This window comes from Sorangium sp. So ce834, from assembly GCF_051521425.1.
Taxonomy (GTDB): Bacteria; Myxococcota_A; Polyangia; order Polyangiales; family Polyangiaceae; genus Sorangium; species Sorangium cellulosum_D.
This window is the reverse complement of the sequence record NZ_CP150351.1, coordinates 12,354,027-12,379,220: the sequence shown is the minus strand read 5'-3', so window position 1 is coordinate 12,379,220 and position 25,194 is coordinate 12,354,027. Positions and strand designations below refer to the sequence as shown.

Genomic DNA, 25,194 nt, shown 5'->3' with positions numbered 1-25,194 from the left:
CATGCAAACACTCCATGAAGCGAGCTCCCCGATGGCCGTCTCGACCTCCGGCGAGCATTGCAACGGCTGCGCCAGCGCTCGGCGATCGCGTGAATCCGTACAATCCCGCTTGGCGGGCGGTTGCGACGGGCAACCCCCGTGGCGAGGAGCAGGCAGCGAGGGCGCGTCTCCGCAGGCAATCTCTTGCCGGGTCAGTCCGCGTCGGCAAGGTGTCGCCGGCAAGGTGTCGCCAGGCGGTGACGCCGCGCCGGGGCAGATGCCGCCGCGCCGGCTCTTGTCCGCGGCGCTGAGGTGTCATCAGCGCTCCCGGCCGGAAGGCCGGCGCGCTACGGCAGCGGCAGCGCGAGCCGGAACGTCGTCCGCCCGTGCGCGCTCTCGGCCCAGACCCGCCCGCCATGGGCCTCGACGATCCCTCGCACGATGTAGAGCCCGAGGCCCAGCCCGGCGGCGGCTCCCGTCTTCGCGTCTCGGGTCCGGTAGTAGCGAGAGAAGAGCCTCGGCAGCTCCTCCGGCGCGATGCCCTTCCCCTCGTTCTCGACCGCCACGAGCACCTCGCCGCCCCGCCGCTCCACCGCGATCCTGATCGGCGTCTCGGGCGCGCCGTACTTGGCCGCGTTGGACACCAGGTTGGTGAGCACCTGCTCCAGGCGCCCGGGATCGGCCAGGAGCGGCGGGACGCTGCTGCGCACGTCGACGTCGACCGGGTGTCCGCTCGTCGCGTCCGCCGTCCGCTCCACGGTCGCCCGGACGAGCGCCGGGAGATCGACCTCCACGCGGCTGAGCTCCAGCCGGCGCGACTCGAGGCGGGAGATGTCGAGCAGATCGCTGATCATCCGGCTCAGCTGCATCGCGCTCGCCACGATGTGCCGCGCGCTCTCGCTGCACTGCGGCTGCCTCGCGAGCATGGAAGCCTTGAAGACGATCGCGCTGATCGGCTGTCGCAGCTCATGGGCGATGACGCTGGTCCACTCCTCGCGCATCCGCTCGAGCTCCTTCAAGGGGCTGATGTCCTCCCCGGCGACCACCGCGCCGGTGATCGTCCCCCCGCCGTCGCGGAGCGGCGCCGCGGCGATGAGGAAGGTCCGGCACGAGCCGTCCTCCCGGTGGACGACGATCTCCTCACCGGGGACCGTCTCGCCCCGCATCGCCCGGCTCGAAGGCATCTCGTCGAGCCCGATGGGGGTGCCGTCCGGGCGGCGCAGGCGATCGACGTACTCGTCCCGCGCCGCCGCCCCCCCGGTGAGCTCGACCGCGCGCGGGTTGCCGATCAGGCGCTCCGATCCGTTCCGCTCGATGAGCAGGAGCGGGATGGGCGCGCTGTCGAAGATCGTTTGCAGCGTCCTCCGCTCGGCGTCCAGCTGCGCGAGCAGGCGCTCCCGCTCCTCCTCCGCCTGCTTGCGCGCCGTCACGTCCTCCACCTGCGCGATGTAGTGAATCGGCTCGCCGTCCTCGTCGCGCACCACGGACGCGTGGAGGATGACGGGGATGATCGTGCCGTTCTTGTGGACGTACCGCTTGGTGAGCCGATAACGCGGGATCTCGCCGCGGCGCAGCTGCTCGACCAGGCTCACGTCGGCGCCCACGTCGTCGGGGTGGGTGACGTCCTGGAAGCGGAGCGTCGAGAGCTCTTCGGCCGTGTAGCCCACGATCTCGCAGAAGACATGGTTGACGCGGATGAAGCGCCCGTCCAGCGCCACGATGGCCATGCCGACGGGCGCGTTCTCGAACGTGAGCCGGAAGCGCTCCTCGCTCTCGCGGAGCGCGTGCTCTGCCTGGTTGCGCTGGGTGACGTTGCTCCCCTCCGGCGCCGCGCGCCCCATGAGCTCGCCCGGCGCTGCGCGGGCGTCGTGGCGACCGCATCGGCAGGGAGGGGCCACACGGGCGACCTCGTCTTCGCCGCCGCCGGCCGCCTCGAATTCTTCTGCCCACACCATGGTCCCGCCTCGATCCGCCGATTGTGGCACGAGCGGCGCGCGCATGAAGCGTAAACGCGGTCAGGTCCATGGATCGCCCTCCCAGGATGCCGGCCTGTTCAGGCTCGCCGGTGACAGGAGGCCGGTTCAGCGCTGCGGGCGGCCAGAGCTGGGCCGTGGCGCCGTCCCGGGCGGACGAGGTCCCGGGCGGACGAGACCCACGACTGCCAGTTCCGGCACGCACAGGCCACCGTCCACGAGCTCGAGCGCCAAGGCCGCCGCGGGCGCGCGCTCGCTGGACGCTGCGGCGGCGTTCGCAGTCGCGGCGCGTGCTCGACGGCCACGTGTACATCCACGGCGGCCACGTCGGGGAAGCGCACGACGCGGCGGAGTCATCCTGCTCGAGGGACCGGACAGCCCGTCACGCGCTCGGCGCGGGCGCCGCGGCCGCGGCTCGCCGCCCGCCTCTCCCGCCTCTTCCGCCACCGCTTCGCAAATCCATCCCTATTCGACGCGGCTTCGTGTGAGCGTTAACATTTCTGCTCGATGATGGGCTAATTCCTGTTGACATTATCGTGTTAACGTTAACAATAGACGCCAAAACCTTATGAAGTAGGTGCTCAACATGGATTACGCTCGTTCGAGCCTGGTGACCGGTCTTGTAGTTTCGGCATTGCTCGGGGCTTGCGGCGGTGAGGATAACCCCGAGCCGGAGCCGGCGGCATCGTCCGGCACGGGAGCTTCGTCGTCGACGTCCAGCAGTAGCTCGGCCAGCACCAGCGCAGCGAGCAGCGGCGGTGAGGGCGCCGGCGCCGGCGACGGCGGCAGCGGCAGCGGCAGCGGCAGCGGCGGTGAGGGCCCCGGTGGCGGCGGCGGCGATGGCGGCAGCGGCGGCGGTGTCGCCCCTGCCGTCTGCCCTGACACCTACTCCAACCCTATCATCTGGGAAGACCTCCCCGACGCGGAGGTCATTCGCGTCGACGACACCTACTACTATACGGCGTCCACGTTCCATTATTCGCCGGGGGCGCCCCTGCTCCGCTCCTACGATCTGGTCCATTGGGAGTACGTCTCACACTCCGTTCCCGTGCTCGACTTCGACCCGTCGTACGACATGAGCCGGGGTCGATCGTACGTGAACGGCATCTGGGCGTCCACGCTCCAGTATCGGAAGAGCAACAAGACCTTCTACTGGATGGGGTGCATGCACAACGCGGGCGGCGGCTGGGTCTTCACCGCCAAGTCCCCCGAGGGCCCGTGGGAGAAGCACAAGGGCGGCTGTTACTACGACATGGGGCTGTTGGTCGACGACGACGACACCATGTACGTGGCTTACGGGAACAACACGATCAGCGTGGCCCAGCTGAGCGCGGACGGCTTCAGCCAGGTCAAGAACCAGGCCGTGTTCCAGACGCCGGGGAACATCTCGGGGCCGCTGGAGGGATCCCGCTTCATCAAGAAGGATGGAGTCTACTACATTTTCGTCACGCAATATGCGAACGGCGAGTATGTGCTGCGATCGACGAACGGGCCGTTCGGTCCGTATGAGCTGCGGCCCTTCGCGGTGAAGCTGCCCTACGCTGGCGCTCCGGGCTCCGGCGGATCCCCGCATCAAGGCGGCGTCGTCGAGACGCAAAACGGGGACTGGTACTACATGGGATTCAACGACTCGTACCCCGCGGGCCGCATCCCGGTCATGGCCCCGATGACCTGGACCGACGGCTGGCCCTCGCTCACCCTGGTGGACGGCAAATGGGGAGGTACGTACCCCTTCCCGGACCTGCCTTGCGGATCGAATCGCGTGAAGCCGCGCCCGAGCAAGGACACCTTCGCGAAGGAGACCCTGAACCCCGAGTGGGAGTGGAACCACAACCCCGACAACACCAAGTGGTCCTCCGGGTCTGGGCTGACCCTGCAAACGGCGACGGTGACCGACGACCTCTATGCCGCTCGAAACACGCTGACCCGCCGCGTCGAAGGGCCGGTCTCGATCGCGACGATCGAGCTCGACTACAGCAAGATGCAGAACGGCGACGTCGCCGGCCTCGCTGCCCTGCGCGACCAGTCGGCGTGGATCGGGATCAAGAAAGCCAACGGGGCGACGCGCGTCGTGATGACCAACGGGGTCAACATGAACACCTCCTGGACCACGACGGGCAAGGGGAACGAGGTGGCTCGCGCCGACGTGTCCGGCGGCAAGATCTGGCTGCGCGTGGAAGCCAACGTCCGCTCGGATGGCGGGGGCGGGCAAGCGCGCTTCTCCTACAGCACGGACGGCGCCCGGTTCACCAACCTGGGCGACACGCTCAGCATGAACAAGAACTGGCAGTTCTTCCTCGGTTATCGCTTCGGCATCTTCAACTACGCCACGCAGTCGCTCGGCGGCTCGGTGAACGTCGCTTCCTTCGAGGTGACAAAGCCGTAACAAGCGGGCCGCTCGTCGCGCGGCGCGCGGAGCGGCCGCGCTCCGCTCAGGGGCGCTCCAGGACCATCCGCACGCCGAGCGCCACGAGGACCACGCCGGAGACCGCCTCGAGCGTCCGGCGCACGCGACCGCCGGCCATGGCCGCCTGGAGCCGACCGAGGAGCAGGACGAGCGCCAGGTACCAGGCCGTGTCCACGGCCACCCACACCAGCGAGAGGAGCAGCAGCGCTGGCAGCGTCGGCGTGCCGGCCGGCACGAACTGCGGCAGGAAGGAGGCGGCGAACACGGCCGCCTTGGGGTTCGCCAGGATGGTGAGGAGGCCGATGCGGAAGGCGCTCCACCCGCCGGCAGCGGGCTCGCGGGCTCCCGGGCCCGCGTCGCCGTCGCCGGCGCGGCGCCGGCCCAGGAGGGACTGGACGCCGAGCACGACGAGGACGGCCGCGCCGGCGATGCGGAGCGCGTCGTAGGCGACCGCGGAGGCCTCGACGAGCGCAGAGGCCCCGAGCGCCGCGACGAGGGCCCAGAAGAGGAGGCCCAGCTCGTTCGCGGCGATGGTCGCGAGCGCGGCGCGGCGCCCGCCGCGCAGGGCCTGCCGCACGATGACGGCGGTGCTCGGCCCCGGGATCACGGCCAGCACCAGCGCGGCGCCGCAGAAGGCAAGGAGCGTCGAGGTCATGAGAGCCTGTGTACCCGCGGAAGCCTCCGCCCGCCAGGCGCCTGCGCGGACGCGCGCTCAGGCCGTGTCCAGCGCCCTCTCAGCGCGCCGGGCGCGCGGACGGTGCCAGTTCGTCGCTGCGGCGCTCGAGGACGGTCGAGGCGCCGGCGGCACGCTTCGTGGTTCACCGCGAGCATGGGCGTGCCCGCAGCGCAGCAGGGGGACGGACGCGGAGAGAAGCAGCCGTCCACGGTGCGGGTCGCCCTGTTCGCGTCCGTCGCGGCGCTGGGCGGCTTCCTGTTCGGGTTCGACACCGCCGTGATCAACGGCGCCGTCGGCGCGCTGGAGAGGGTGTTCACGGCGCACACGGTCGCGGTCGGCCTGTCCGTGTCGTCGGCGCTGCTCGGCGCGGCCGCCGGCGCGGTGCTCGCGGGCAGGCTGGCCGACCGCTACGGCCGCACGCGGACCATGCGGGTCACCTCCCTGGCCTTCGTCGTCAGCGCGGCGGGCTCGGGGGCGGCGGTCTCGCCCTGGGATTTCAGCGCGTGGCGGGTGCTCGGCGGCGTTGCCATCGGCGCGGCCAGCGTCGTCGCCCCGGCGTACATCGCCGAGGTCGCGCCGGCGCACCTGCGCGGCCGCCTCGGATCGCTCCAGCAGCTCGCGATCGTGCTCGGCATCTTCGTCGCCCTGCTCGGCGATTACGCCATCGCGGCGTCCGCCGGCTCGGCGTCGAGCCCGTTCTGGCTCGGCGTCAGCGCCTGGCGATGGATGTTCTGGAGCGCCATCCCGCCGGCGCTCCTCTACGGGCTCGGCGCGCTGCTGATCCCCGAGTCGCCGCGCTACCTCGCGGCGAGGGGGCGCGCGACAGAGGCGCTCGCCGTGCTTCGCGACCTGGTCGGCCGAGCCGCCCCCGAAAAGCTCCTCGACATCCAGAAGACGCTCTCGTCCGAGCGCCGGCCGAGGCTCGCGGACCTCCGGGGGCGCTCCGGGCTGCTCCGCATCGTCTGGATCGGTATCGGCCTCTCGGCGTTTCAGCAGCTCGTGGGCATCAACGTCATCTTTTATTACTCGAGCGTCCTCTGGCAGGCGGTCGGGTTCTCCGAGCGAAGCTCCCTCGCCATCACGGTCATCACCGGCGTCACGAACATCGCGACGACCCTCGTCGCCATCGCGACCGTCGACCGCGTCGGGCGCAGGCCGCTGCTCATCGCGGGATCCATCGGCATGGCGCTGACCCTCGGCGCGATGGCGGCCGTGTTCGGCGCCGCGGGCGAGGACGCCGCGGGCAACCCGGTGCTGACGGGCGCCGCCGGCCCCGTCGCGCTGCTCTCGGCCAATCTCTATGTCTTCTGCTTCGGGGCGTCCTGGGGTCCGGTGACGTGGGTGCTGCTCGGGGAGATGTTCGAGAACCGCATTCGCGCCCTCGCCCTCTCGATCGCGGCGGCCGCGCAATGGCTGGCGAACTTCCTCGTGACCGCCACGTTCCCCGCGCTCAAGGTGGCCGGGCTCGGCATCGCCTACGGGCTCTACACCGCCGCCGCGGCGGCCTCTCTGGTGTTCGTCGTCGCGTTCATCCCCGAGACGAAGGGCAAGGAGCTCGAGGAGATGTGATGGGCGCGGGGGGCAGCGACCGCCGGCGTCAATCGGCGAGGAGGCGTGTGACAGGACGGCGACGCGCAAGGTCAGGATCGCGTCGCCGTGCGCGAGCGCGTCCGCCGCATTCGGTGTGTGGGTAAGCTGCTGAATTCGCGTCGCTTTTCCAGAGGGCGTCGAATCGCGGCGAAGAATGCCCTGCCAATGCGGTGCAGGCTGCGCAGCTGGGGCTTGACGTCTCTGACGTCTTCGGATGCTCTTCCCCTGTCGGGTCGTTATTCGTGCGCATACGCAGCACGAACGGCGACACCGGAGAAGGAGTGCCGACGGTCGAAGGAGCGTGAATGCCCGCTGAGCCATCCACTCCAGCGCGCCGGCTGGCCGGCGCGCACGGGTCGACGCCGGCCGCCGACAGGGTCGAGGACGGCGCCGACGACGATCTCGACGAAGGCCACCGCGCGAAATGAGCGTCGCGCCGGCCGCCGAGAAGCGCCCGTCGCCCGCCGCTCCGGCGGAGCAGGCGGAGCCCGAGGCGAGCGAGGAGCGCGAGGCGCCCGCGCTCGGCGCGCCGGCGTACGTGCAAGCCGCGGCAGGTCCTGGCGGCATCGGAGCCGGCGGCGGCGGCCGCGGCGGGGCCGCGGGCGGCGGAGGCGCGCGAGGGCGTACCGCCACGATTCATGGCGTCGCGCGGCAAGGGGTCGCGTCGGTGGCGGCGCCGTTGCCCTTCGCCGCGACGATCCAGCGCGCGTTCGGGCACCACGATCTCAGCCGCGTGCGGACCGGGAGCGACGGCCCCGCGAGCGCAGCGGCCGCGCGGCTCGGAGCGCGGGCGTACGCCGTCGGCGATCGCATCGCGTTCCGCAGCGCCCCCGACCTGCGCCTCGCGGCGCACGAGGCCGCGCATGTGGTGCAGCAGAAGGCGGGTGTCCAGCTCGACGGCGGCGTCGGCAAGGTCGGCGATCGCTACGAGCGGCAGGCGGACGAGGCCGCCGACGCCGTGGTCGACGGCCGCTCGGCGGAGGCGATCCTCGATCGAGAGCGCGACGGCGGCGAGGCCGGCGTGCAGATGGCGTGCAGCTGCGGCGGCACGTGCTCGAGCTGCAGCGGCGCGACCGATCTGCAGACCGCGCCCGTGCAGATGGAGCTCGACGCGCTCGCGGAGCGCGACCTCGAGCCCGAGCTCATCGAGGCTCGCGAGGACGGGGGAGGCGGCCGCGGCGGCGCGACGCAGGGCCTCGACGCAGGCGGTGGTGGCGAGGGCGGCGGCGGCGAGGGCGGCGGCGGCCCGTCCGCCGAGGGCGGTGGCGGCGAAGGCGGTGGAGGCCCGCCCGGAGGCGGCGGCGGCGGGGGCTGCGGCGGCGGGGGCGGCGCCGCGAGCGGGGGCACAGGGGGCGAAGGCGCCGTCGCCGCGGGTGCGGAGCCTGCGCCGAATCCGGCGGTCGCACGCGGCGCGCAGACCGCGTGCCCGGCTCCCGAGGAGCCGCCGCCGCACACGCCCGAGCAGTCGAGCGGCGAGGAGGAGCCCTGCCGGGACGAGAGAGAGCTCTCGGAGACGATCGCGCCGAGCGCCGGCGACGTCACCGGGACCTCGACCACCCGTCAGCCGCGCGAGCCGCCGAACACGAGGGTCCACGGCGACGTCCAGAGCGCGAGCACCACCACATCCCAGGCCCAGCAGACCCAGCGCACCGACGCTCCGCCGCCGCCACCTCCTCCCGGCTGCGAGCCGCAAGGCGGGTGCGGCCAAGGGGGAGGGGGCGCCGGCGGCGGCGGCGGGGCGCAGCAGGCCGAGGGCGGCGGCGGCGCAGCCGGCACCGCGCGAGCCGCAGAGGGCGCTGGCGCGGACCGGCCCGCGGGCGGCGGTGCGGGTGGGGACCGCGAAGAGGCCGCGCCGGCCGCCGAGGATCCGATGGCGGCGGCGCTCGGCGACGCGCTCGCGCGCCGCGAAGACGCCATCGGCTCGTACCGCGACGGCCACGCCGCGATGGGCGAGTCGCGGGCGCACGTCCTCGCGGCGAGCGCCGAGCGCGCGCGGTTCGCCGCGGGAGGCGATCGCGAGGCGCGCGAGTCCGCCTCGAGCGTCGCCGCCGATTCGCTGCGCGAGATGGGCCAGGACGCGGGCGCGACGCTGACCGACATCGAGCGCCGGGTGCCGTCGCGGATCGGCGAGTCGCTCGTCGGCGTCAAGCGCGACATCGAGTCCGCGCGCGATCGCACGCTCGAGGCGATCGACGCCGCGTACGGCGACGCGCGCCGAACTGCGGAGCGGGACGCGAACGCGGCCAAGGCCACGATCGACGCCCAGTACGTGATGAGCCTCGTGCACACGGTGACGACCACCGTCGGCGCGATGGTGCGCGTGCAGACCGGCGCCGACCGCACCACGCGCGCGATCGCCGCGGCCGAGGCGCTCGAGCTGGGCGTGGTGCGCAACCTGATCGCGGGCGGTCAGTCGGAGATCAACGACGTCGGAGAGAGCAAGGGCGGCGAGGCCCTGGGGATCGGCCGCTCCCACTGGCGCATGTACCAGCGCGGGCGCCGCAACGGGAGGGACAGCCTCCTCGACGGCTATCTCACGGATCGGCGCGCGGACGCCCGCTCGAACGCGGCGATGGAGACCGCGAAGGGCTACCGCGACGGGTTCGTCAACGAGGCGGCGGCGCAGGCGCGGCAGCTCGCGCGCGCGCGCGCCGGCCACTGCGCCACCGTGATCAGCGCGTCGCTCGGGGCGCAGGACGGCGTCCGGCAGGGCGCCGAGCAGGCGTTGGCGTCGCTCGGCCAGGTGATGCGCGGCGCGCTCGCCGCGGCCGCTGCCCAGCGTGAGGCTCGGCGGTCCGCCGTCGACGCGCAGCTCGCGGTCCAGCTGCGCACCCTCGCTCGCCAGCGCCGCGCGCAGCGCCAGACCGCGCGCGACACCGCGTACCTGCAGCGCCTGATGGTGGAGAGCGCGGCGCACGGCGTCGCCGGCGAGATGCTCCGCGGAGCGGGCCAGGCCGGACGCGCGATCGCCGACGCGCTCGGGCAGCTCCGCGTCCTCCTCGAGGGGACGACCGCGCCGCCCGCGGCGATGGTGCGCGCCGCGATGCGCGGCGTGCGCGGCCGGGTCGCGACGCTGCTCGGCCAGCTGCGCGAGCGGCTCGGGCTCGGCCTCGATCGCGCGGTCGCGAGCGTGGAGGACAGCCGGGGGACGGCGCAGGCGGCGCTCGATCGCCTCCTCGAGACCGCGCGCGACGGCGCCAGCCAGCTGGCTGGCGCGTTCGGCGGCGCGATGAGCCAGGCGTCTGCGGGCGCCGTCGAGGGCTTCACGCAGGCGCGCGCCGAGCACGGCGCGGCGATCGAGCGGCTGACCACGGCCGTCTCACGCACGTTCGCGTGCGCGCTGCTGACCGTCATCTCCGGCTATCTGCGCCTCAACCAGTCGATCCGGGAAGGGATCGAGAGCCAGAAGACGAGCCTCCGGACCGGGTTCGACGTCCAGATCCAGGGCGGCACCGATCGCGACGGTCAGCGCAAGCCCGGCCTCGCCGAGGACATCCGCAAATACGCCTGCATCGCGGCCCAGAACGAGCGACCCGCCTGGGAGAAGGTCGCCACGATCCTGCTGGTCATCCTGATCGCGATCGTCGTGAGCGTGCTCCTCGGTCCCGTCATCGGCGCCGCTGTCGGCGGGCTGATCGGGGCGGGGCTCCTCGCGACGGTGATCACCGGCATCATCGTCGGCGCGATCGCCGGCGCGCTGTCGAGCATGGCCGGCTACGCCCTCGGCAACGCGCTCGCTGGCCGTAGCATCACCGGCCGCGGCCTCTGGCGCGCCGCTTGGACCGGCGCGCTGACGGGGGCGATCGGCGGCGGGCTCGGCGGTCTGGGCGGCGCGCTGGTGCAGGCGGCGGGCCAGGCGGGCGCCACCCTGCTCACGCGCTTCACCCTCCAGCTCGCGACCGACATGCTCACCGAGTACGCGTCCCAGGTGACCATGAACCTGATCGCCGGATATGGGCTGGCGAGCCTCAGCCATATCGACGCGAGCGGTTTCCTGATGGCCGGCGTCATGTCGAGCGCGATGTTCACGATGCACCACGTCCGGCTGCCGGGGAACCGGCGCCCGGCGATGCCGGAGATGCCGCACGGCCGCGCGATCGAGGCGGGCCGCATGCCGCGGGCGATAGCCGCCGCGGGGCGCGGCATCGTCGCCGCCGAGCGCGGCCTCGGTCGCGCGCTGAGCTGGGCGGGTGCGCGCGCGCCGCGCGTCGCAGCGGTGGGCCGCGCCGTCGGCCTCACCGGTGGTGCGGCGCTGCGCGGTCTGGGCCGCACGCGCCTCGTGCAGGCGCTCGGCCGCGGCCAGGAGCGCTTCCTCAACCTCACAGAACATCTCGCGGCGAGGAGCTCGTACCGGACCTGGCGCGCCGTCAGCCGTCGCACGGGCCGCCCCATCCCGCCCGAGGTGACGGCCGCCTATGAGGCCACCTTCCCGGAGGGGCGGGCGCCCGGTGCGCCGCACGAGGCTGCGGCGCCGCGCGAGGCTGCGGCGCCGCACGAGGCGGCCGCGCCGCACGAGCCCACGCCGCACGAGGCCGCTGCGCCGCGCGAGCCTGCCGCGCCGCACGAGCCTGCGGCCCCACGCGAACCCGCCGCTCCACACGAGCAGGCAGCCGCGCGCGAGCCCACCGCGCCGCACGAGCCCACCGCGCCGCACGAGCCTGCGGCGCCGCACGAGCCCGCGGCGCCGCACGAGCCCGCGGCGCCGCACGAGCCCGCGGCGCCGCACGAGCCCGCGGCGCCGCACGAGCCCACTGGCCCTGGCATCAGTCTCCGAGAACAGTTGTTCTCGCGTCGGTTGCCGGGAGGCCACCGCTTGCGCGTCATGCGCGATGGGCGCGTGTTTCGTTGCTCGCTTTGCGAGCTCCTTGGCCACCTCGATCGACCGGAGGGGTTGCCCGCGAACTATGTCGATGAGATCAGGGCAGGCCTGTACGAGGGCATCGATCCGAACACACTGCCTCCGGGGTTGGAGCTCGAAGGGACCGGCGCGACGAGGGATCCGAGCGGGGTCGTCAGAGCGCGGGACGTCTTCAACGCAGCGACCAATCCCAACGAGGGTTTCTTCGGCAGGCTCATCAACACGTTCGATCCTCGGTCGCGGCATCTCACCCTGATGGACCATGTATTCCATGACAGTTTCCCGAGCTGGATCCGCCATCGAGGCGGGCTGGTCCCGCGCAGGGGAACGCCTTCGGTGGTATACTTGAACCTGAGGCAGATGCGGGCCCTGGGGATCGACCGCGGCTCACTTTCCAGGCTCTCGCTCGACAACATCCAGAACATCGAGAGTATCATGAGGATCCACCAGGCCAGGAGCCGCGGGTTGACCGGAGAAGCCCTTGCGCGAGTCGTCGAGACGACGCCGGTGATGCGCTACGCGCGCTCGATCGCCCGTCAGTCTGGGCACGAGCTTGCCAACCTTCGCGTGAGCGACCCGCAAGGAACTGCATCGCTGCAAGCGCTCTTGAACCACTGGGCCAGTCCGCGCGGTGCGGGGTTTGGCTTCGTCGATCCGAGTTTGGCGGCAGCCCGCCACAACGCCCTGCTCAGGAATCTGGGCATCGACCCCGGCACGCCCATCGACTATGGGTTCAACGTGGACATCGATCTATCTCCAGCGAGGACCGGCCGGTGAGGCTCGCTCTCGTTGTGCCGGTAAGCGGTGACGCTTTTCTCGATCGCTCCGAGCAAAGCCGCCTTGCGTCCCAGTTGGTCGCACATGGATGCGACGTCGACTTGGTGCGCGAGGACGACGTCTCCGAGCCGGCTTGGGACTACTTCCTGCATCTAGGATTCGTAGAATGGCTCGATCAGACGCCGCTCGCCGCCGAAGGTCTCCTGCCTCGAGTGGTTGCATTCGGCATGCAGTCGTATCTCTGCGAGCATTGCGAGCGGATGTCCTTGTGTGGCGGAATCGACCATATAAGCCTGAGCGCGTGGCAGCGCGGTGCGTTTGACGATACGTGCCTCGCCGTCCGGCGCGCGTTCGTGCCCGCGCTCTCGATACCGGTCATGGCCGAGTTCCTCGCCACCGAGCACTATGTACTGCTCGATCGTCAGCCTGTCGGCATCGCGCCGATGCTCGTACGCTATTTAAAAGTTGTTGCGGGCGCGAATTCCGCTCAGCGGAGCTGACCTTCCCCCGCGCCGGCCCTCGATGCGCTGCTCTTCCGCTCGCAGCATGTCGACCGCTGCCGGTAGATCCGAATTTTGTAGGCAGCCGAAAAGAGACTCCCGCATTCCCGGCTGCACGTTCGTTTTGCCACTTACAAAAATATTTTCTTGACCGAATCAATCAGGCGTAATACGAACCATTCCGGGCAGAGCCTTAGGCTCGCCGGGGGCTTTCGGAGCGGGGGTCCCACGAAGGGGGGGTTCATTCGGGCCTGGAGACGATTTCCCTCACGAAGGCGGATTGTTCCGATCCTGCGAGCCGACCAGCCGGCATATGCTGCATAGCGGCGCATTGCGCCTGCGCGGCTCATGCTCAGCGGAGGGATCACAGGGGTTGTACGGCCTCGATTGTGACCGAGGTCACGCGGAAACAGCGCCCGCGCATGTGAAACCTCGGGGAGCCGTCCCGGAAGCGACGGGGATCTCCCATTGCATCGGGAGCGACAACCCGGAACGGCATGGCCAATCTACGGGCGATTCACTCGGTAGGCTTCTCGCTGGTGAAATACCTGCGCAACGCCTATCCCGCCGATCTGCGGCAAGAGCACCCGTGCGATTTCCGCCTCATCTCGTCCGGTGAGCTCAACGCCACGAACGCCGACTTCGGGACCGCCGTCACGCTCTACCTCTATCGCGTGACGGTGAACCCGTATTTGCGCAATTCGCATCACGTCAACGCGGCTCATCAGACGGTGCTGCCGCTGTCGGTCGACCTCCATTATCTCGTGACCATCTGGGCCGACAGCGCCCTGGTCGAGCACACCATCCTCGGGTGGGTCGTGCGCGAGCTCTATATGCACCAGACCCTCACCCAGTCGGATCTCACGTCCGAGGGGGGCTGGGAGGGCGGCGATCTGGTGCAGCTGATCCCGGCGGAGCTCTCCAACGAGGATCTCATGCGATTGTGGGACGCCCTGGATCCGGGGTACCGGCTGAGCATCTCCTATATCGCCCGCGTCGTCCGGATCGAGCCGGAGGTGCTGCCGGAATCGCCGGCCGTGGTGGCGCGCCGGCTCCGAGCGACCGAGAAGGACCGGAATCCATGAGCGGACGGCGGCCCGGGAGGCGGACATGCTCGACGTGATCGACGACCGCGTCCTCGGGGCCCTCCGGTTCGTCGACGCGACCACCGGGGTCGCCATCCGGGCGCCGCTGCGCGTCACCGCGCCCCTCGCGCGGTTCATCCGCAATCGCACGGGCGCCTACGCGATCACCTGGGCGGCCGGCCTCGACGCGCACGTCGCGCAGTTTCAGGCGCCCCCCTCGTCGCCGCCGCTCGACTCCATCCCCCTGTCCGTCGCCGTGAGCGACCCAGCCCGCCGGTACCTGGCCCGATCGAGCTCGTTCCGGCTCCCGCGCGACGCCGACCCGGCGCAGGCCGCCGGCGAAGGCTCGCTCTTCCGGGCCATGGCGATCCCGCTCTATCCTTCCCCCATCGCCCCGATCGACCCGGGGTGGGCCGTCGTCCGCGCGAGCGTGCGGGACCAGAGCGGCGCCGCCCTGCCCGGCGCCTACGTGCGGCTGCGCCGGGCCTCGGAGCCGACCTCCGCGGATCCGCCGCTCGCCCGCGGCATGGCCGACGACCGAGGGGAGGCGCTGATCCCGGTCGCCGGCGTGCCCGTCACCAACTGGGAGGCGGACGACACGCGGCCGGTCCTGTCGACCGAGATCGAGGCGGTGCTCGAGGTCTACCACGACGCGAGCGCCGGCTCGCCGCCGGACCCCGATCTCATCGATTCGCGGCGGCTGCTCGAGCCGCCGGACCCCCATGCGCTGTCCAAGACAAGTGTGAACGTGCGGTTGGCTTCGGGGAGGGAACTCGCCGTGTCCGTGGTGATCACCCGATGAGTGGAAACCCCGCCCCACAGGCTCTCTGGTAAGGAGGCTCGCTCGTGCCCGAATATCTAGCACCAGGCGTATACGTCGAGGAAACCAGCTTCCGGGCCAAGTCGCTCGAAGGCGTGAGCACGAGCACGACGGGCTTCGTCGGTCCGACGCGACGCGGGCCCGTCGCCCCGAGCGACCCCAACGCGATGCCCGAAATACCCGAGCTCCTCACGAGCTTCGGGGACTTCCAGCGGATCTACGGCGGGTTCGACGATCTTCAGTATGGCACGAACTACCTCGCGCACGCGGTCCGCGCCTACTTCGACAACGGCGGATCGCGCCTGTACGTGGCGCGCGTGATCGATGCCACCGCCGGCACCGCGGTCTCCGGGAACCTGGCCGCGAGCATCTCGTTCGCGGCGCGCTCGCCCGGGCAGGCGGGGAACGGGGCGATCACGATCATCCCGCACTTCACCGACGCGACGAAGCGGAGCATGGACCGGGCCCCGCAGGGCACCGTCGTCCGCGTCGGCGCGAAGAGCGCGGCCGTGGCGCGGGGCGCGCAGCTGGTCGGCAACCGCGTCGGCCCGTGGTCCCTCCCGCGCAACGGCCGCCTCATCGTCCGCCTGACCGGCGCCGGCGGCAACAACACGCCGGAGGCCGGCGTCGAGCTGACGCTCGCCGGGAGCCCGGCCGAGGCGCAGGCGCAGGCCACCCTGCCCGCGCCGCTCGACCTGGCCGCCGAGACCGAGGCCAATCGCACGCTCACCGTGCGGATCGACGGCGTGGAGCAGACGGTCGTCCTGCCCGCCGCCGATGGCCAGACGCGCGACGCGGTGGTCGCCCTCATCAATGGATCGATCGTCGGAGGGTATGCCCGGCTCGACGCCGACCGGCTGGTGATCGGCAGCGACGTCCAGGGGACCGCCTCGCGGGCGTCGGTGCTGTTCACCGGCGCGGCCACGGGCCTCGGCTTCACCGCCGCGGTGGACGCCGCCGGCTCGGGCGACCTGCCGAACGTCCGGCGCGTGACCGCGCAGGACCTGCAGGCCCGCCTGGCCGGCTTCCAGGGGGGCGAGGTGACGCCCAGCACCGACGCCAATGGCAATCTGGTGCTCACCGCGGCCACCCCCGGCGCGGGCCTCTCGCTCCTGTCGCCCGACGGCGGCGCGCCGCTCGTCAATGGGCTCCTCGGCTTCGCCGCCGAAGCCGCGGCCGCCGGCAACCCCGGCAGCGCGGTGACGTTCTATTACAAGGACGACACCGGCTGGATCCCCGAGTCCGGCGCCGGCACGCCGCTCGATCTCGGGCTCAACGACAACGCCGCGCCGAGCGCCGATGGGACCGAGTTCGTCACGCTCGGCGTCGTCGCCACCGACGCCGACGGCATCTCGAAGACCTACGATGATCTCGGCCTCGCGCCCGAGCACCCGCGGTACATCGGCAAGGTCCTGGCGGAGAACCCCGCCCGGCGCGCCGACCAGCTGGAGAACGTGTTCGCCTTCCGCGACGGGGGCGCCACCGTCGCCGAGCTCCGGCAGGCGCTCCTCAGCAACGCCGGGCTGCCGCCCGTCGGCCAGCGCGCGACCCCGGTCCGGACGGTGATCCTGAGCGGGGGCACCGACGGCGGGCCGCCGGCCCAGGTGAGCTACGAGGCGGGGCTCCGCCAGCTCGCCGTGGAGGAGGGGATATCGATCGTCGCGGCCCCGGGCGAGTCGCGTTACCCCGATCACCAGGGCATCCAGGGGGCGCTCATCACCCATTGCGAGCGCCGGCGCGCCTACCGGATCGCGGTGCTCGACACCGCGCCGGGGCTCGTGATCAGCGGCGCGCAGGCGGAGAAGGCGCGCATCGACTCGACCCACGCCGCGCTCTATTACCCGTGGGTCGTGGTGAGCAATCCGCTCGCGCGCGTGGGCGACGAGAGCGTCCCGCGGGAGATCGCCCTCCCGCCGTCGGGCTTCGTGTGCGGCATCTACGCGCGCACGGACGTGACCCGCGGCGTGTTCAAGGCGCCCGCCAACGAGGTCGTGCGCGGGGCGCTCCGCTACGAGGTGGACGTGAACTTCGCCCAGCAAGAGGTCCTGAACCCGGCGGGCGTGAACTGCCTGCGCTTCTTCCCCGGGCGGGGGAACCGCGTGTGGGGCGCCCGGACGGCGAGCTCAGACCCCGAGTGGAAGTACGTCAACGTGCGCCGCTACTTCAACTACGTCGAGCGCTCGATCGACGTGGGGACCCAGTGGGCGGTGTTCGAGCCGAACGGCGAGCGCCTGTGGGCGAACATCCGCGAGACCGTGTCGAGCTTCCTCGTGAACGAGTGGCGCTCGGGCGCGCTGCTCGGCGGGAGCCCCAGGGAGGCCTTCTTCGTGCGCTGCGATCGCAGCACCATGGACCAGAACGATCTGGATAACGGCCGCCTGATTTGCCTCATCGGCCTGGCGGTGGTCAAGCCCGCGGAGTTCGTGGTCTTCCGCATCGGCCAGAAGACGGCGGACGCCCGCAGCTAATCACAAGGAGACGCCCAATGCCGCGTGAAGTGCCCTATCCCAATTTCAACTTCACGGTCAGCTTCGACCCGGCGCTCGAGGACGATCCGTTCGGCGGGTTCTCGGACGTCTCGGGGCTGATGACGGAGCTGACCGTGGCCGAGTACCGCAACGGCAACGATCGCGAGAACCACGTGCGCAAGATCCAGGGCGTGCACAAGGTCGGCGACGTGACGCTCAAGCGGGGGCTCATCGACTCGGCGAGCATCTGGAAATGGATGGAGTCGGCGCGCGTCGACGGCCCGGCCGCCAAGCGGACGGTCACCATCAAGATGCGCGACGAGAGCGGGAAGAACGACGTGCAGACCTGGACCCTGCTGCGCGTCCTCCCGCTCAAGTGGACCGGGCCGACCCTGGCCGGCAAGGGCGGGGGCGACGTGGCCACCGAGGAGCTGGTCCTCTCCTGCGAGGGCCTCGTCTACGGCGTGCCGGGAACGGCGTAGCGACGTCCGAGGGCGCCCGGGATGCGAGGACTGGTCATCGAGCTGCAAGCGCCGCTGGCTCCGCCGGCGCCGAACCGCGCGGACGTGGCGTGCTTCGTCGGCTTCGTCGCGCGGCGGGCGGGCGCGTCCGGCCCGCTGCCGTCCATCGTGCCTCCCGCCGGCGCCCAGGCCGCCGACTACCCTCTTTACCGCTGGTTCCACGAGCAAGGATGGGTCCGGTCGAACGAGCGCATTTACGACCGGGCCTCGTCGTCTGCCCACCTCGCCTCTCCCGATCTCGCGCCGCCGTCGCCGCCCGCCTGGACGCTCTCCGACGCCGATCTGGACCTGCTCCTCGATGTCCCGGTCCCGATCGACAGCTGGGAGGCGTTCGAGCGGCTGTTCGCCTGGGATCGGCGGCCGTTCACCGTCTCTGGCGGCGCGCCGCTCGCGGGCCCGTCGTACCTGGGCGCGGCGGTGCGCTCCTTCTTCGCGCAGGGCGGGCGTCGCTGCTACGTGATCCGCGTCGGCGATCCGTGGCGCTACGACGCAGAGCCCGCGGTGCGGCGCGCCGGGATCGACAAGCTCCTCGGGCTCTCGACCGCGGGCGGCGCGAAGCTCCCGCCCGATCGGCGGGATCGGGCCACGTGGAAGGGGATTGGCCACCTGTACGGGCTGCCGGAGGTTTCGTTCGTCTGCCTCCCCGACCTCGCCGACGCCGTGGCGGCGGAGCGGCCCTGGCCGAGCGAGGCGCCCTCGGCCCCCGCGGGCGAGGAGGTGTTCGCCGCCTGCGCGGAGCGGCCCTCGATCCCGGCGGATCGGTTCGTCCGCGGGTTCGAGCCGCCGCGCGCCGACGAGGCGGGTTATGCGGCCTGGGCCGGCGCGATCCGGCGGATCGGGACGATGCTGCAGCGGGAGCTCCGCGAGATCCAGCTCGTGGCCTCGATCCCGCTGCCCCACCCGTCGGTGCCGGCGGCGCGGGCGGACCTCCTCCGCTTCCTCGCGTCGAGCGGCTGGCTGGGGGCGCAGCTCAACGGCGAGGAGGGCTCCGCGCCCGATGGGCTCTCGAGCGCCTTCGTGCAGCTCGCGTGGCCGTGGGTGAAGACGCTCGGCTCGCGCGGCCTGCCAGCCGAGCTGGAGAGCCCCGACGCCGTGCTGACCGGCGTCCTGTCGCGCAACGCGCTCACGCGGGGCGCGTATCGCAGCGCCGCGCGGCTGCCCGTCGCCGAGGTGTTCGACGTCGAGCCCGGGCTGCGCAACGAGGACCTGGCGCTGCCGGAGGTGGGCGCGACGCTGGTGCAGCGGGTGTCGCTGATCGGGCAGACCCCGCGGGGGATAGAGGTGCTCTCGGACGTGACGACCTCGCTCGACGAGGCCTATCGTCAGGCGAACGTCAATCGGCTCGTGACCGCGATCGTGCGCGCCGCCCGCGCGCTCGGCGAGGACGTGCTCTTCGAGGCCCAGAATCCCCGCCTCTGGGCCTCGATCCGCGCGTCGATCGAGTCTCTCTTGGTCGCGCTGTGGCAGGAGGGGGCGCTCGCCGGCGCGACCCCGGCCAAGGCGTTCCAGGTCCGCTGCGACCGGAGCACGATGAGCGAGCGCGATCTCGACGAGGGCCGGCTCGTCGTGGAGATGACGCTCCAGGCGACGGCGGTGATCGAGCGGATCCGCGTCGTCCTGGCGATGTCCACCGGTGTCACGACCGCGCAGGTGACGGCCGCATGAGCGCCCCCGACCCCTTCCTGCTGTTCAACTTCGAGGTGACGTTCAAGGAGTTCGACCTCCAGCAGGGGCGCGAGACCGGCGGCGATCGGATGCTCTGCTCCGCTGCCTTCTCGGAGGTGACGGGGCTCGAGGCGACGATGGAGCCGAAGGTCATCAAGGAAGGGGGAAGGAACTATGGAACGGTGCAGCGGGCTGGGCCCGTGACCTTCGGGACCGTGGTGCTCAAGCGCGGCCTCACCACGCAGCGGGACATGTACGCGTGGTTCGCGCTCGTGGCCGGCGGCAACTATGCGCGGCGGCTCACGGCGTCCATCGCGGTGCGCAACCCGAAGGCGGACCAGGTCCTCTACACGCTCAAGCTGCACCGGGCGCTGCCCATCAAGTTCAAGTCGCCGGATCTGAACGCCTCGACGACGAACGTCGCGATCGAGGAGCTCCACCTGGCTCACGAGGGCCTGGAGCTCGTCGGGGGATCATGAGCTCTCCTGGCGCCCCGCCCAGCAAGAAGGTCGAGCTCTATCGGCTCGACGCCAATGGCAATCCGCCGGCCACCCCCACGGTGACCGCGCAGTACAACCCGACGCAGCTCCAGTACACGATCACGAACACCGCCGCCCGCGGCAGCGGGTCGCAGCGGACGCAGCGGGTGGACGAGAGCAGCGCCAAGCTGACCATCGAGCTGGTCTTCGACACCACCGATACAGGTCAGGACGTGCGCCTCAAGACCCAGGAGGTCGCCGTCCTCATGGAGCCGGACCAGACCACGAAGGTCCCGCCCAAGGTGGATGTGGTGTGGGGGGCGTTCAAGTTCCAGGGCATCTTCGACTCCTACCGGGAGACGATCGATTTCTTCTCCGAGGACGGGATCCCCTTGCGGGCGACGGTCAGCCTGGCGATGAGCAGCCCGGCGGAGGAGAACCGGGTGCCACGGGCGGTGTTCCACTTCGCCCAGGGTGGGAAGGCGGCCGCCTTCGGCGGACAGGCGGTGGAGACGCCGATGGGCTCCGGGCCGTTGACGCGGACAGCGCAGGAGGTGGGCGACCCAAACAGGACGCGGGACATCGCTGCGATGAACGGCGTCGAGGACATCCGGAATCCTGCCGGGGATACCGACACGCTGGTCGTGCCCGAGAACGAGCCGGAGCTGCTCGAGGCTGTGGCGTTCGCGAGCGCCGGGGCGCAGGCGGGGTTTTCTGCCGGAGCGGGTTTCTCAGCGGGTGCAGGGGCCGGCTTCTCAGCGGGCGCAGGAGCTGGCTTTTCCGCGGGCGCAGGCGCAGGCTTCTCAGCGGGTGCGGGTGCGGGTTTCTCCGCAGGCGCAGGAGCTGGCTTCTCCGCAGGCGCAGGAGCTGGCTTCTCCGCAGGCGCAGGAGCGGCTTTGTCCGCGGGTGCAGGAGCTGGCTTTTCAGCGGGTGCAGGAGCTGGCTTCTCAGCGGGTGCGGGTGCGGGTTTCTCCGCGGGCGCAGGCTTCTCAGCGGGTGCGGGTGCGGGTTTCTCAGCGGGCGCAGGCTTCTCAGCGGGTGCGGGTGCGGGCTTCTCAGCCGGCGCCGCCTTCGGTGCCGATGCCGGGGGCAGCTTCTCCAGCGGCCCGATGGCCGGCTCCCTCGCGTCCGCCGGCGTTTCGGCGACCCAGGGGGCGTTCGCCCTCCTCCGCGCGCCCACGGCGCAGCCGCGCAGGCCGATCGACCCGAGCCGTCTCCTGGTCCGGACCGCGAGCACCAGCTACTCGATCACCAGGCAAACCCAGTACGCAGTGGGCGGCCGTGTGATCGGCGAAGGCTCGGCCAGCTACCGCGCAGAGGTCGGCCAGAGCGGAAGCTTCAGCAGCCGAATCACCTTCGAGGAGGACTGACCGATGCCCATCGTGTTCGATCAGGTGGAGGGCGTCGTGCAGCGCAGCCCCGAGGACACCACCGCTGGCGCGGACAACGCGGCCGACGCTGCGGCGCCCCCGGCAGGCGCGGACGCAGAGGACATCGCTGAGCAGATGGACCGCCTCAGGCGGCGCAAGGAACGGTTGATCGCGGATTAGGACGCCCATGGCCGAGACCCAGCTCAGCACGCTGCCGCAGTACCGAGCCCGCCCGACGGTTCGTCTGGACGGCAACACCCGCGACAACGCTCGCGTGAGCGCGCTCATCAACGCGTTCCGCGTGACGGAGCAGGAGATGGGCCTGTCATCGCTGGAGCTGCGTCTTTCCAACCAGACGACGCCCCCGGGGGGTGGCAACGAGGAGCTCGCGCTCGAGGACGAGCGCGATATCAAGCTCGGGACCAAGATCAGCCTCTACTCCGGCGACGAGAACCGGCCACGGGAGATCTTCCGGGGGGTGGTCAGCTGCATCGAGGCCGAGTTCCCGCAGAAGGGCTCGCCCGAGCTCCTGGTGCTGGCAGAGGACCCGCTCCAGAAGGTGCGCCTCTCGCGGCGGACCCAGGTGCACGACCACCTCCGGCTCTCCGATCTGGCGAACCAGCTCGCCTCGCAGATGTCCCTCTCGCCCCGCGTCACCGGGTTCACGGAGGACATCGGCACCCACGTCCAGCTCAATGAGAGCGATCTCGCGTTTCTGCGCAGGCTCCTCGCCCGCTACGATGGCGACGTGCAGGTCGTCGGCGACGCGCTGCACGTCTCGCCCCGCAAGGACGTCCAGCGTGGCACTGGCACCGTGGAGCTCGCGTGGAACAGCCAGCTCTTCCACGCGCGCTTCTGCGCGGACCTCGCCGACCAGGTCACGGAGGTCACCACCTCGGGCTGGGACCCGAAGCAGGGCGTGCGCGTCGCCGGCTCCTCGCAGGGCGCGAACCTGGGGCCCGGCGGCGGGCGGCTGGGCTCGCAGATCCTGTCCGACGTGTTCGGGGCCCGCAGCGAGCACGTGAGCAGCCCGGCGGTGCTCACCGATCTCGAGGCGCGCGCGCTCGCCGACGCCGCCTTCGACCAGCGCGCGCGCCGCTTCGTCCGCGTGAGCGGGACCGCCGAGGGCAACCCGCTCATCCGCGTCGGCACGCTCGTCCGGCTCACGCGGATGAGCCGCCGCTTCAACAACACCTATTACGTGGTTCACGCGTGTCACCGCTTCCAGAAAACGACCGGTCAGTACGAGACCGACTTCCAGGCCGAGAGCGCCTATCTGGGGAATCCATGAGCGAGGTGCGAGCATGATGGGCGAACCGCGGCCCGGCGCACCCGGCCCCGGCGTCCTGTACGGGGTCTACCTGGCGGAGGTCGTGGCCGTGACCGGCGACCCCGACAACCTCGGCCGCGTCCAGATCCGGCTGCTCGGCTTCGACGGGGTCGGGGACCAGGACGCGCCCCTGTGGGCCCGCGTGGCCGTCCCCTTCGCCGGAGCGAACCGCGGCGCCTTCTTCATCCCGAACAAGGGCGACGAGGTGGCCGTGCAGTTCGTGAACGGCGACCCGCGCCAGCCGCTGGTCATCGGCGGGCTGTGGAACGGCAACCAGACCGCGCCCGAGGCGCTCGGCGGCGACGAGGTCGATCGCTGGAGCTTCGTCGGCAAGAACGGCACGCGGGTGGCCATCGTCGAGGCGTCGCAAGGACAGGAGCAGATCCACCTCTCCACGCCGAACCAGCTGAACTCGGCGGTCATCACCGCGGACAGCGGCGGGAAGATCGAGCTCAAGACAAGCATGGGGACCGTCAAGATCGAGAGCTCGGGGATCACCATCCAGTCGAGCGCGAAGGTCACGATCCAGGCGTCCCAGGTGGAGGTGAAGGCGGGATACGTGGATGTCAGCTCGGCCTTCACCAACTTCTCCGGCGTCGTGAAATGCTCGACCCTCATGGCGACGACCGTCGTGGGGAGCGTCTACACGCCGGGCGCGGGCAACGTATGGTAGGGCACGACGTCATCTTCCGCGGGCTCGGGGAGGCGTCGAGGGAGGGCCCGCCGCTCCTCCTGCAGCTCACCGATCAGAACGTGATCGGCGTGCTGCTCGAGACGCTCGAGACCGAGGACCCCTACGCCGCCGTCCGGGCCAGCGCGGTCAAGGCCCCGATGCGCCTCTACCAGCCGGTGCACCGCACGTTCCACGTCGTGCTGCTCGAGGCGGCGTGCGATCGGCCCGGGCTCCCCCGGCTGGATCCCGCGACGATCGACAGCGCCGGGCTCGTGGTCCGCCGCGTCGCGAGGGACGGCCTCTCCGCGGACAGGTTCCCGCAGGGGTGGCTGTCCGTGAGCAAGAAGCTGCGCGGCTGGTCCAAGCTCGACGACCCGAAGCGCGACCCCGACCCGGACCGGCGGCGGGTGGTCACGGGCGGCGCGCCGGAGATCGGCCGCAAGGCCCTCCTGAGGGCGCGGCTCGAGGAGGGCGCAGAGCAGGTGACCGAGCTGTTCGTGGCGCCGCCCGCGGTCTGCGAGAAGGCCGGCAAGACGCTGCTCTACGGCCTGGTCCCGACGGTCAGCACGGAGATGTCCGAGGCCCCCGCGCCGCCGATCGCCGCGAACGCGTTCGACGTGCCCGCCGGGGCGAAGGACGACTTCAGGGACGCCGTGCTGCCGGGGTACCTCAAGGCCAGCCTGGGGCTCTCGTTCGGCGGCCTCGCGGAGCGGTTCTTCACGGGCCGGTCGGCGGCGCAATACGGGTATTTCGACGACGCCCAGCGGGCGCAAGCCTCCCTGCAGTCCGCCGACGTCGCGCCGTTCTCCCTCGCGCTGGAGGCCGACCGGACCCGCCTCGACCAGTTCCTCGACTTCCTCCGCTTCCTGCGCATCAGCCTGGACCTGTGGGGCAATTCGCCCGATTCGATGGCATTGCGGAGGCTCCTCGCCGAGATCGTGGTGCCGGCGAGCGCGCAGGAGGAGAAGGACAAGGCGGGGCGCCCCGCCGATCAGGTGCTGCTCGACGCGTGCACCGCGCTCATCGCGCCGATCCCCGGCGGCGCGACCGTCTTCCGGTTCCCGTACCGCTGGCCGCCGGTCGCCGCCGGCCTGGCCGAGCGGATCTACGCGCAGGTCAAGGCGACCGTCGCCAGCCGGCTGAGCGCGCTGCAGCCGGGCGTCGCGCGCTTCGAGGACAAGACCGCGCGCTACGAGCTGCGGGCGTTCGTGCGCGTGAAGCGGGACGACGGCTGCCCGCCCGACCTCGTGTGGAGCGCGAGCAGCGCGGCCTTCGAGATCGTCCCCTGGTACGAGAACGGCACCCTCCCGCCGATCCAGATCGAGCTGCCGGACGTCTCGAGCGAGAGCGTCAAATCGCTCCTCCCCAACGTCGCGTTCAAGATGCCGCGGCGGCTGTTCAACTTCCTGAACAGCAACAGCCCGAAGGACCTCATGGAGGGAAAGGGGAAAGAGGGGCTGGACATCGGGCTGCAGTGGATATGCAGCTTCAACATATCCATCAACTTCGTCCTCGCGTTCATCGTGATGTTCATGTTCCTCATCATCTTGAACATCGTCTTCTGGTGGCTGCCCTTCATCCGGATCTGCTTCCCCCTCCCCACTGTCTCGAGGCGTGAGGACTCATGACCAGACCCCTCCCGGCTCCGCGGCCGATCGGCTGGCCGTTGCTTCCGCTGCCCGACGCGGAGGGGCGGCTGCGCTACCCCACGCTCGAGGAGAGCGTGCGCGAGATGATCGAGGTCATCCTCCGCACGCGCCCGGGCGAGCAGCTCATGCGCCCCGATTTCGGCGCCGGCCTCGACCGCTTCCTGCACGAGCCGAACACGACGGACACGCGCCGGCGGATCCGCGAGCTCGTCGCCGCGTCCATCGCGCGCTGGGAGTCGCGCGTCCTGCTCGACCGCGTCGAGGTCGACGAGGTGCCGGGGCGCCCGTCGCACGTGCGCGTCGACATCGCCTATCGCCTGCGCCGCACCGGCGTACCGCAAAAAGTAGGTTTCACGATGGAGCTCGGAGGCTGA

19 protein-coding genes are annotated in these 25,194 nt (G+C 71.3%); 17 read left to right on the top strand and 2 right to left on the bottom strand.

Features of this window, described 5'->3' with window-relative positions:
• Nucleotides 1-326: 326 nt before the first annotated feature.
• Nucleotides 327-1,934 (bottom strand): PAS domain S-box protein, encoded by a 1,608-nt coding sequence (locus tag WMF20_RS45570; protein WP_437608019.1) that lies wholly within the window; start codon nt 1,932-1,934, stop codon nt 327-329.
• Between the two features lie 628 nt (nt 1,935-2,562).
• Between WMF20_RS45570 and WMF20_RS45565 the strand changes: the two genes are divergently transcribed.
• Complete coding sequence (locus WMF20_RS45565; protein ID WP_437608018.1) at nt 2,563-4,338, top strand: glycoside hydrolase family 43 protein; 1,776 nt, start codon at nt 2,563-2,565, stop codon at nt 4,336-4,338.
• 46 nt (nt 4,339-4,384) lie between these two features.
• Here WMF20_RS45565 and WMF20_RS45560 read toward each other — a convergent pair whose 3' ends face one another.
• Complete coding sequence (locus WMF20_RS45560; protein WP_437608017.1) at nt 4,385-5,014, bottom strand: LysE family translocator; 630 nt, start codon at nt 5,012-5,014, stop codon at nt 4,385-4,387.
• Between the two features lie 174 nt (nt 5,015-5,188).
• Between WMF20_RS45560 and WMF20_RS45555 the strand changes: the two genes are divergently transcribed.
• The 16 genes from WMF20_RS45555 (at nt 5,189) to WMF20_RS45480 (ending at nt 25,194) form a co-directional block, all read left to right on the top strand.
• A complete protein-coding gene (locus WMF20_RS45555) occupies nt 5,189-6,604 on the top strand; it encodes a sugar porter family MFS transporter (RefSeq protein WP_437608016.1) in 1,416 nt (471 codons plus the stop codon).
• Nucleotides 6,605-6,930: 326 nt separating this feature from the next.
• Complete coding sequence (locus WMF20_RS45550; RefSeq protein ID WP_257792752.1) at nt 6,931-7,053, top strand: hypothetical protein; 123 nt, start codon at nt 6,931-6,933, stop codon at nt 7,051-7,053.
• Nucleotides 7,050-12,260, top strand: a complete 5,211-nt coding sequence (locus WMF20_RS45545) for an eCIS core domain-containing protein (protein ID WP_437608015.1) — start codon at nt 7,050-7,052, stop codon at nt 12,258-12,260. Before WMF20_RS45550 ends, WMF20_RS45545 begins: the two co-directional genes overlap by 4 nt.
• On the top strand, nt 12,257-12,760 hold the full coding sequence (locus WMF20_RS45540) for a hypothetical protein (protein ID WP_207217661.1): 504 nt from the start codon (nt 12,257-12,259) through the stop codon (nt 12,758-12,760). Before WMF20_RS45545 ends, WMF20_RS45540 begins: the two co-directional genes overlap by 4 nt.
• Before the next feature lie 497 nt (nt 12,761-13,257).
• Nucleotides 13,258-13,845, top strand: a complete 588-nt coding sequence (locus WMF20_RS45535) for a DUF4255 domain-containing protein (RefSeq protein ID WP_129580100.1) — start codon at nt 13,258-13,260, stop codon at nt 13,843-13,845.
• 25 nt (nt 13,846-13,870) lie between these two features.
• Complete coding sequence (locus WMF20_RS45530; RefSeq protein ID WP_129580099.1) at nt 13,871-14,647, top strand: hypothetical protein; 777 nt, start codon at nt 13,871-13,873, stop codon at nt 14,645-14,647.
• 44 nt (nt 14,648-14,691) lie between these two features.
• A complete protein-coding gene (locus WMF20_RS45525; protein ID WP_437608014.1) occupies nt 14,692-17,133 on the top strand; it encodes a phage tail sheath family protein in 2,442 nt (813 codons plus the stop codon).
• Between the two features lie 17 nt (nt 17,134-17,150).
• Nucleotides 17,151-17,615 carry a phage tail protein gene (locus WMF20_RS45520; protein WP_129580097.1) on the top strand — a complete coding sequence of 155 codons (465 nt, stop codon included), beginning with the start codon at nt 17,151-17,153 and terminating at the stop codon, nt 17,613-17,615.
• 21 nt (nt 17,616-17,636) lie between these two features.
• A complete protein-coding gene (locus WMF20_RS45515) occupies nt 17,637-19,319 on the top strand; it encodes a phage tail sheath protein (RefSeq protein ID WP_437608013.1) in 1,683 nt (560 codons plus the stop codon).
• Nucleotides 19,316-19,798, top strand: a complete 483-nt coding sequence (locus tag WMF20_RS45510; RefSeq protein ID WP_437608012.1) for a phage tail protein — start codon at nt 19,316-19,318, stop codon at nt 19,796-19,798. The genes WMF20_RS45515 and WMF20_RS45510 overlap by 4 nt, the downstream gene beginning before the upstream one ends.
• A complete protein-coding gene (locus tag WMF20_RS45505; RefSeq protein WP_437608011.1) occupies nt 19,795-21,168 on the top strand; it encodes a CIS tube protein in 1,374 nt (457 codons plus the stop codon). Before WMF20_RS45510 ends, WMF20_RS45505 begins: the two co-directional genes overlap by 4 nt.
• A 3-nt stretch (nt 21,169-21,171) precedes the next feature.
• Nucleotides 21,172-21,348, top strand: a complete 177-nt coding sequence (locus WMF20_RS45500; RefSeq protein WP_437608010.1) for a hypothetical protein — start codon at nt 21,172-21,174, stop codon at nt 21,346-21,348.
• Between the two features lie 7 nt (nt 21,349-21,355).
• The gene (locus WMF20_RS45495; protein ID WP_437608009.1) at nt 21,356-22,459 is read left to right on the top strand and encodes a phage late control D family protein; all 1,104 of its coding nucleotides are present in this window, start codon (nt 21,356-21,358) and stop codon (nt 22,457-22,459) included.
• A 13-nt stretch (nt 22,460-22,472) separates the two neighbouring features.
• The gene (locus tag WMF20_RS45490) at nt 22,473-23,171 is read left to right on the top strand and encodes a phage baseplate assembly protein V (protein WP_437608008.1); all 699 of its coding nucleotides are present in this window, start codon (nt 22,473-22,475) and stop codon (nt 23,169-23,171) included.
• A complete protein-coding gene (locus WMF20_RS45485; RefSeq protein WP_437608007.1) occupies nt 23,165-24,799 on the top strand; it encodes a hypothetical protein in 1,635 nt (544 codons plus the stop codon). Before WMF20_RS45490 ends, WMF20_RS45485 begins: the two co-directional genes overlap by 7 nt.
• On the top strand, nt 24,796-25,194 hold the full coding sequence (locus WMF20_RS45480; RefSeq protein WP_437608006.1) for a GPW/gp25 family protein: 399 nt from the start codon (nt 24,796-24,798) through the stop codon (nt 25,192-25,194). The genes WMF20_RS45485 and WMF20_RS45480 overlap by 4 nt, the downstream gene beginning before the upstream one ends.

Coding starts and splice junctions, on each gene's coding strand:
- WMF20_RS45570 (WP_437608019.1), bottom strand. CDS start 1,934: ATGGTGTGGGCAGAAGAATTCGAGGCGGCCGGCGGCGGCGAAGACGAG.
- WMF20_RS45560 (WP_437608017.1), bottom strand. CDS start 5,014: ATGACCTCGACGCTCCTTGCCTTCTGCGGCGCCGCGCTGGTGCTGGCC.
- WMF20_RS45555 (WP_437608016.1), top strand. CDS start 5,189: ATGGGCGTGCCCGCAGCGCAGCAGGGGGACGGACGCGGAGAGAAGCAG.
- WMF20_RS45550 (WP_257792752.1), top strand. CDS start 6,931: ATGCCCGCTGAGCCATCCACTCCAGCGCGCCGGCTGGCCGGCGCGCAC.
- WMF20_RS45545 (WP_437608015.1), top strand. CDS start 7,050: ATGAGCGTCGCGCCGGCCGCCGAGAAGCGCCCGTCGCCCGCCGCTCCG.
- WMF20_RS45535 (WP_129580100.1), top strand. CDS start 13,258: ATGGCCAATCTACGGGCGATTCACTCGGTAGGCTTCTCGCTGGTGAAA.
- WMF20_RS45530 (WP_129580099.1), top strand. CDS start 13,871: ATGCTCGACGTGATCGACGACCGCGTCCTCGGGGCCCTCCGGTTCGTC.
- WMF20_RS45520 (WP_129580097.1), top strand. CDS start 17,151: ATGCCGCGTGAAGTGCCCTATCCCAATTTCAACTTCACGGTCAGCTTC.
- WMF20_RS45515 (WP_437608013.1), top strand. CDS start 17,637: ATGCGAGGACTGGTCATCGAGCTGCAAGCGCCGCTGGCTCCGCCGGCG.
- WMF20_RS45510 (WP_437608012.1), top strand. CDS start 19,316: ATGAGCGCCCCCGACCCCTTCCTGCTGTTCAACTTCGAGGTGACGTTC.
- WMF20_RS45505 (WP_437608011.1), top strand. CDS start 19,795: ATGAGCTCTCCTGGCGCCCCGCCCAGCAAGAAGGTCGAGCTCTATCGG.
- WMF20_RS45500 (WP_437608010.1), top strand. CDS start 21,172: ATGCCCATCGTGTTCGATCAGGTGGAGGGCGTCGTGCAGCGCAGCCCC.
- WMF20_RS45495 (WP_437608009.1), top strand. CDS start 21,356: ATGGCCGAGACCCAGCTCAGCACGCTGCCGCAGTACCGAGCCCGCCCG.
- WMF20_RS45490 (WP_437608008.1), top strand. CDS start 22,473: ATGATGGGCGAACCGCGGCCCGGCGCACCCGGCCCCGGCGTCCTGTAC.
- WMF20_RS45485 (WP_437608007.1), top strand. CDS start 23,165: ATGGTAGGGCACGACGTCATCTTCCGCGGGCTCGGGGAGGCGTCGAGG.
- WMF20_RS45480 (WP_437608006.1), top strand. CDS start 24,796: ATGACCAGACCCCTCCCGGCTCCGCGGCCGATCGGCTGGCCGTTGCTT.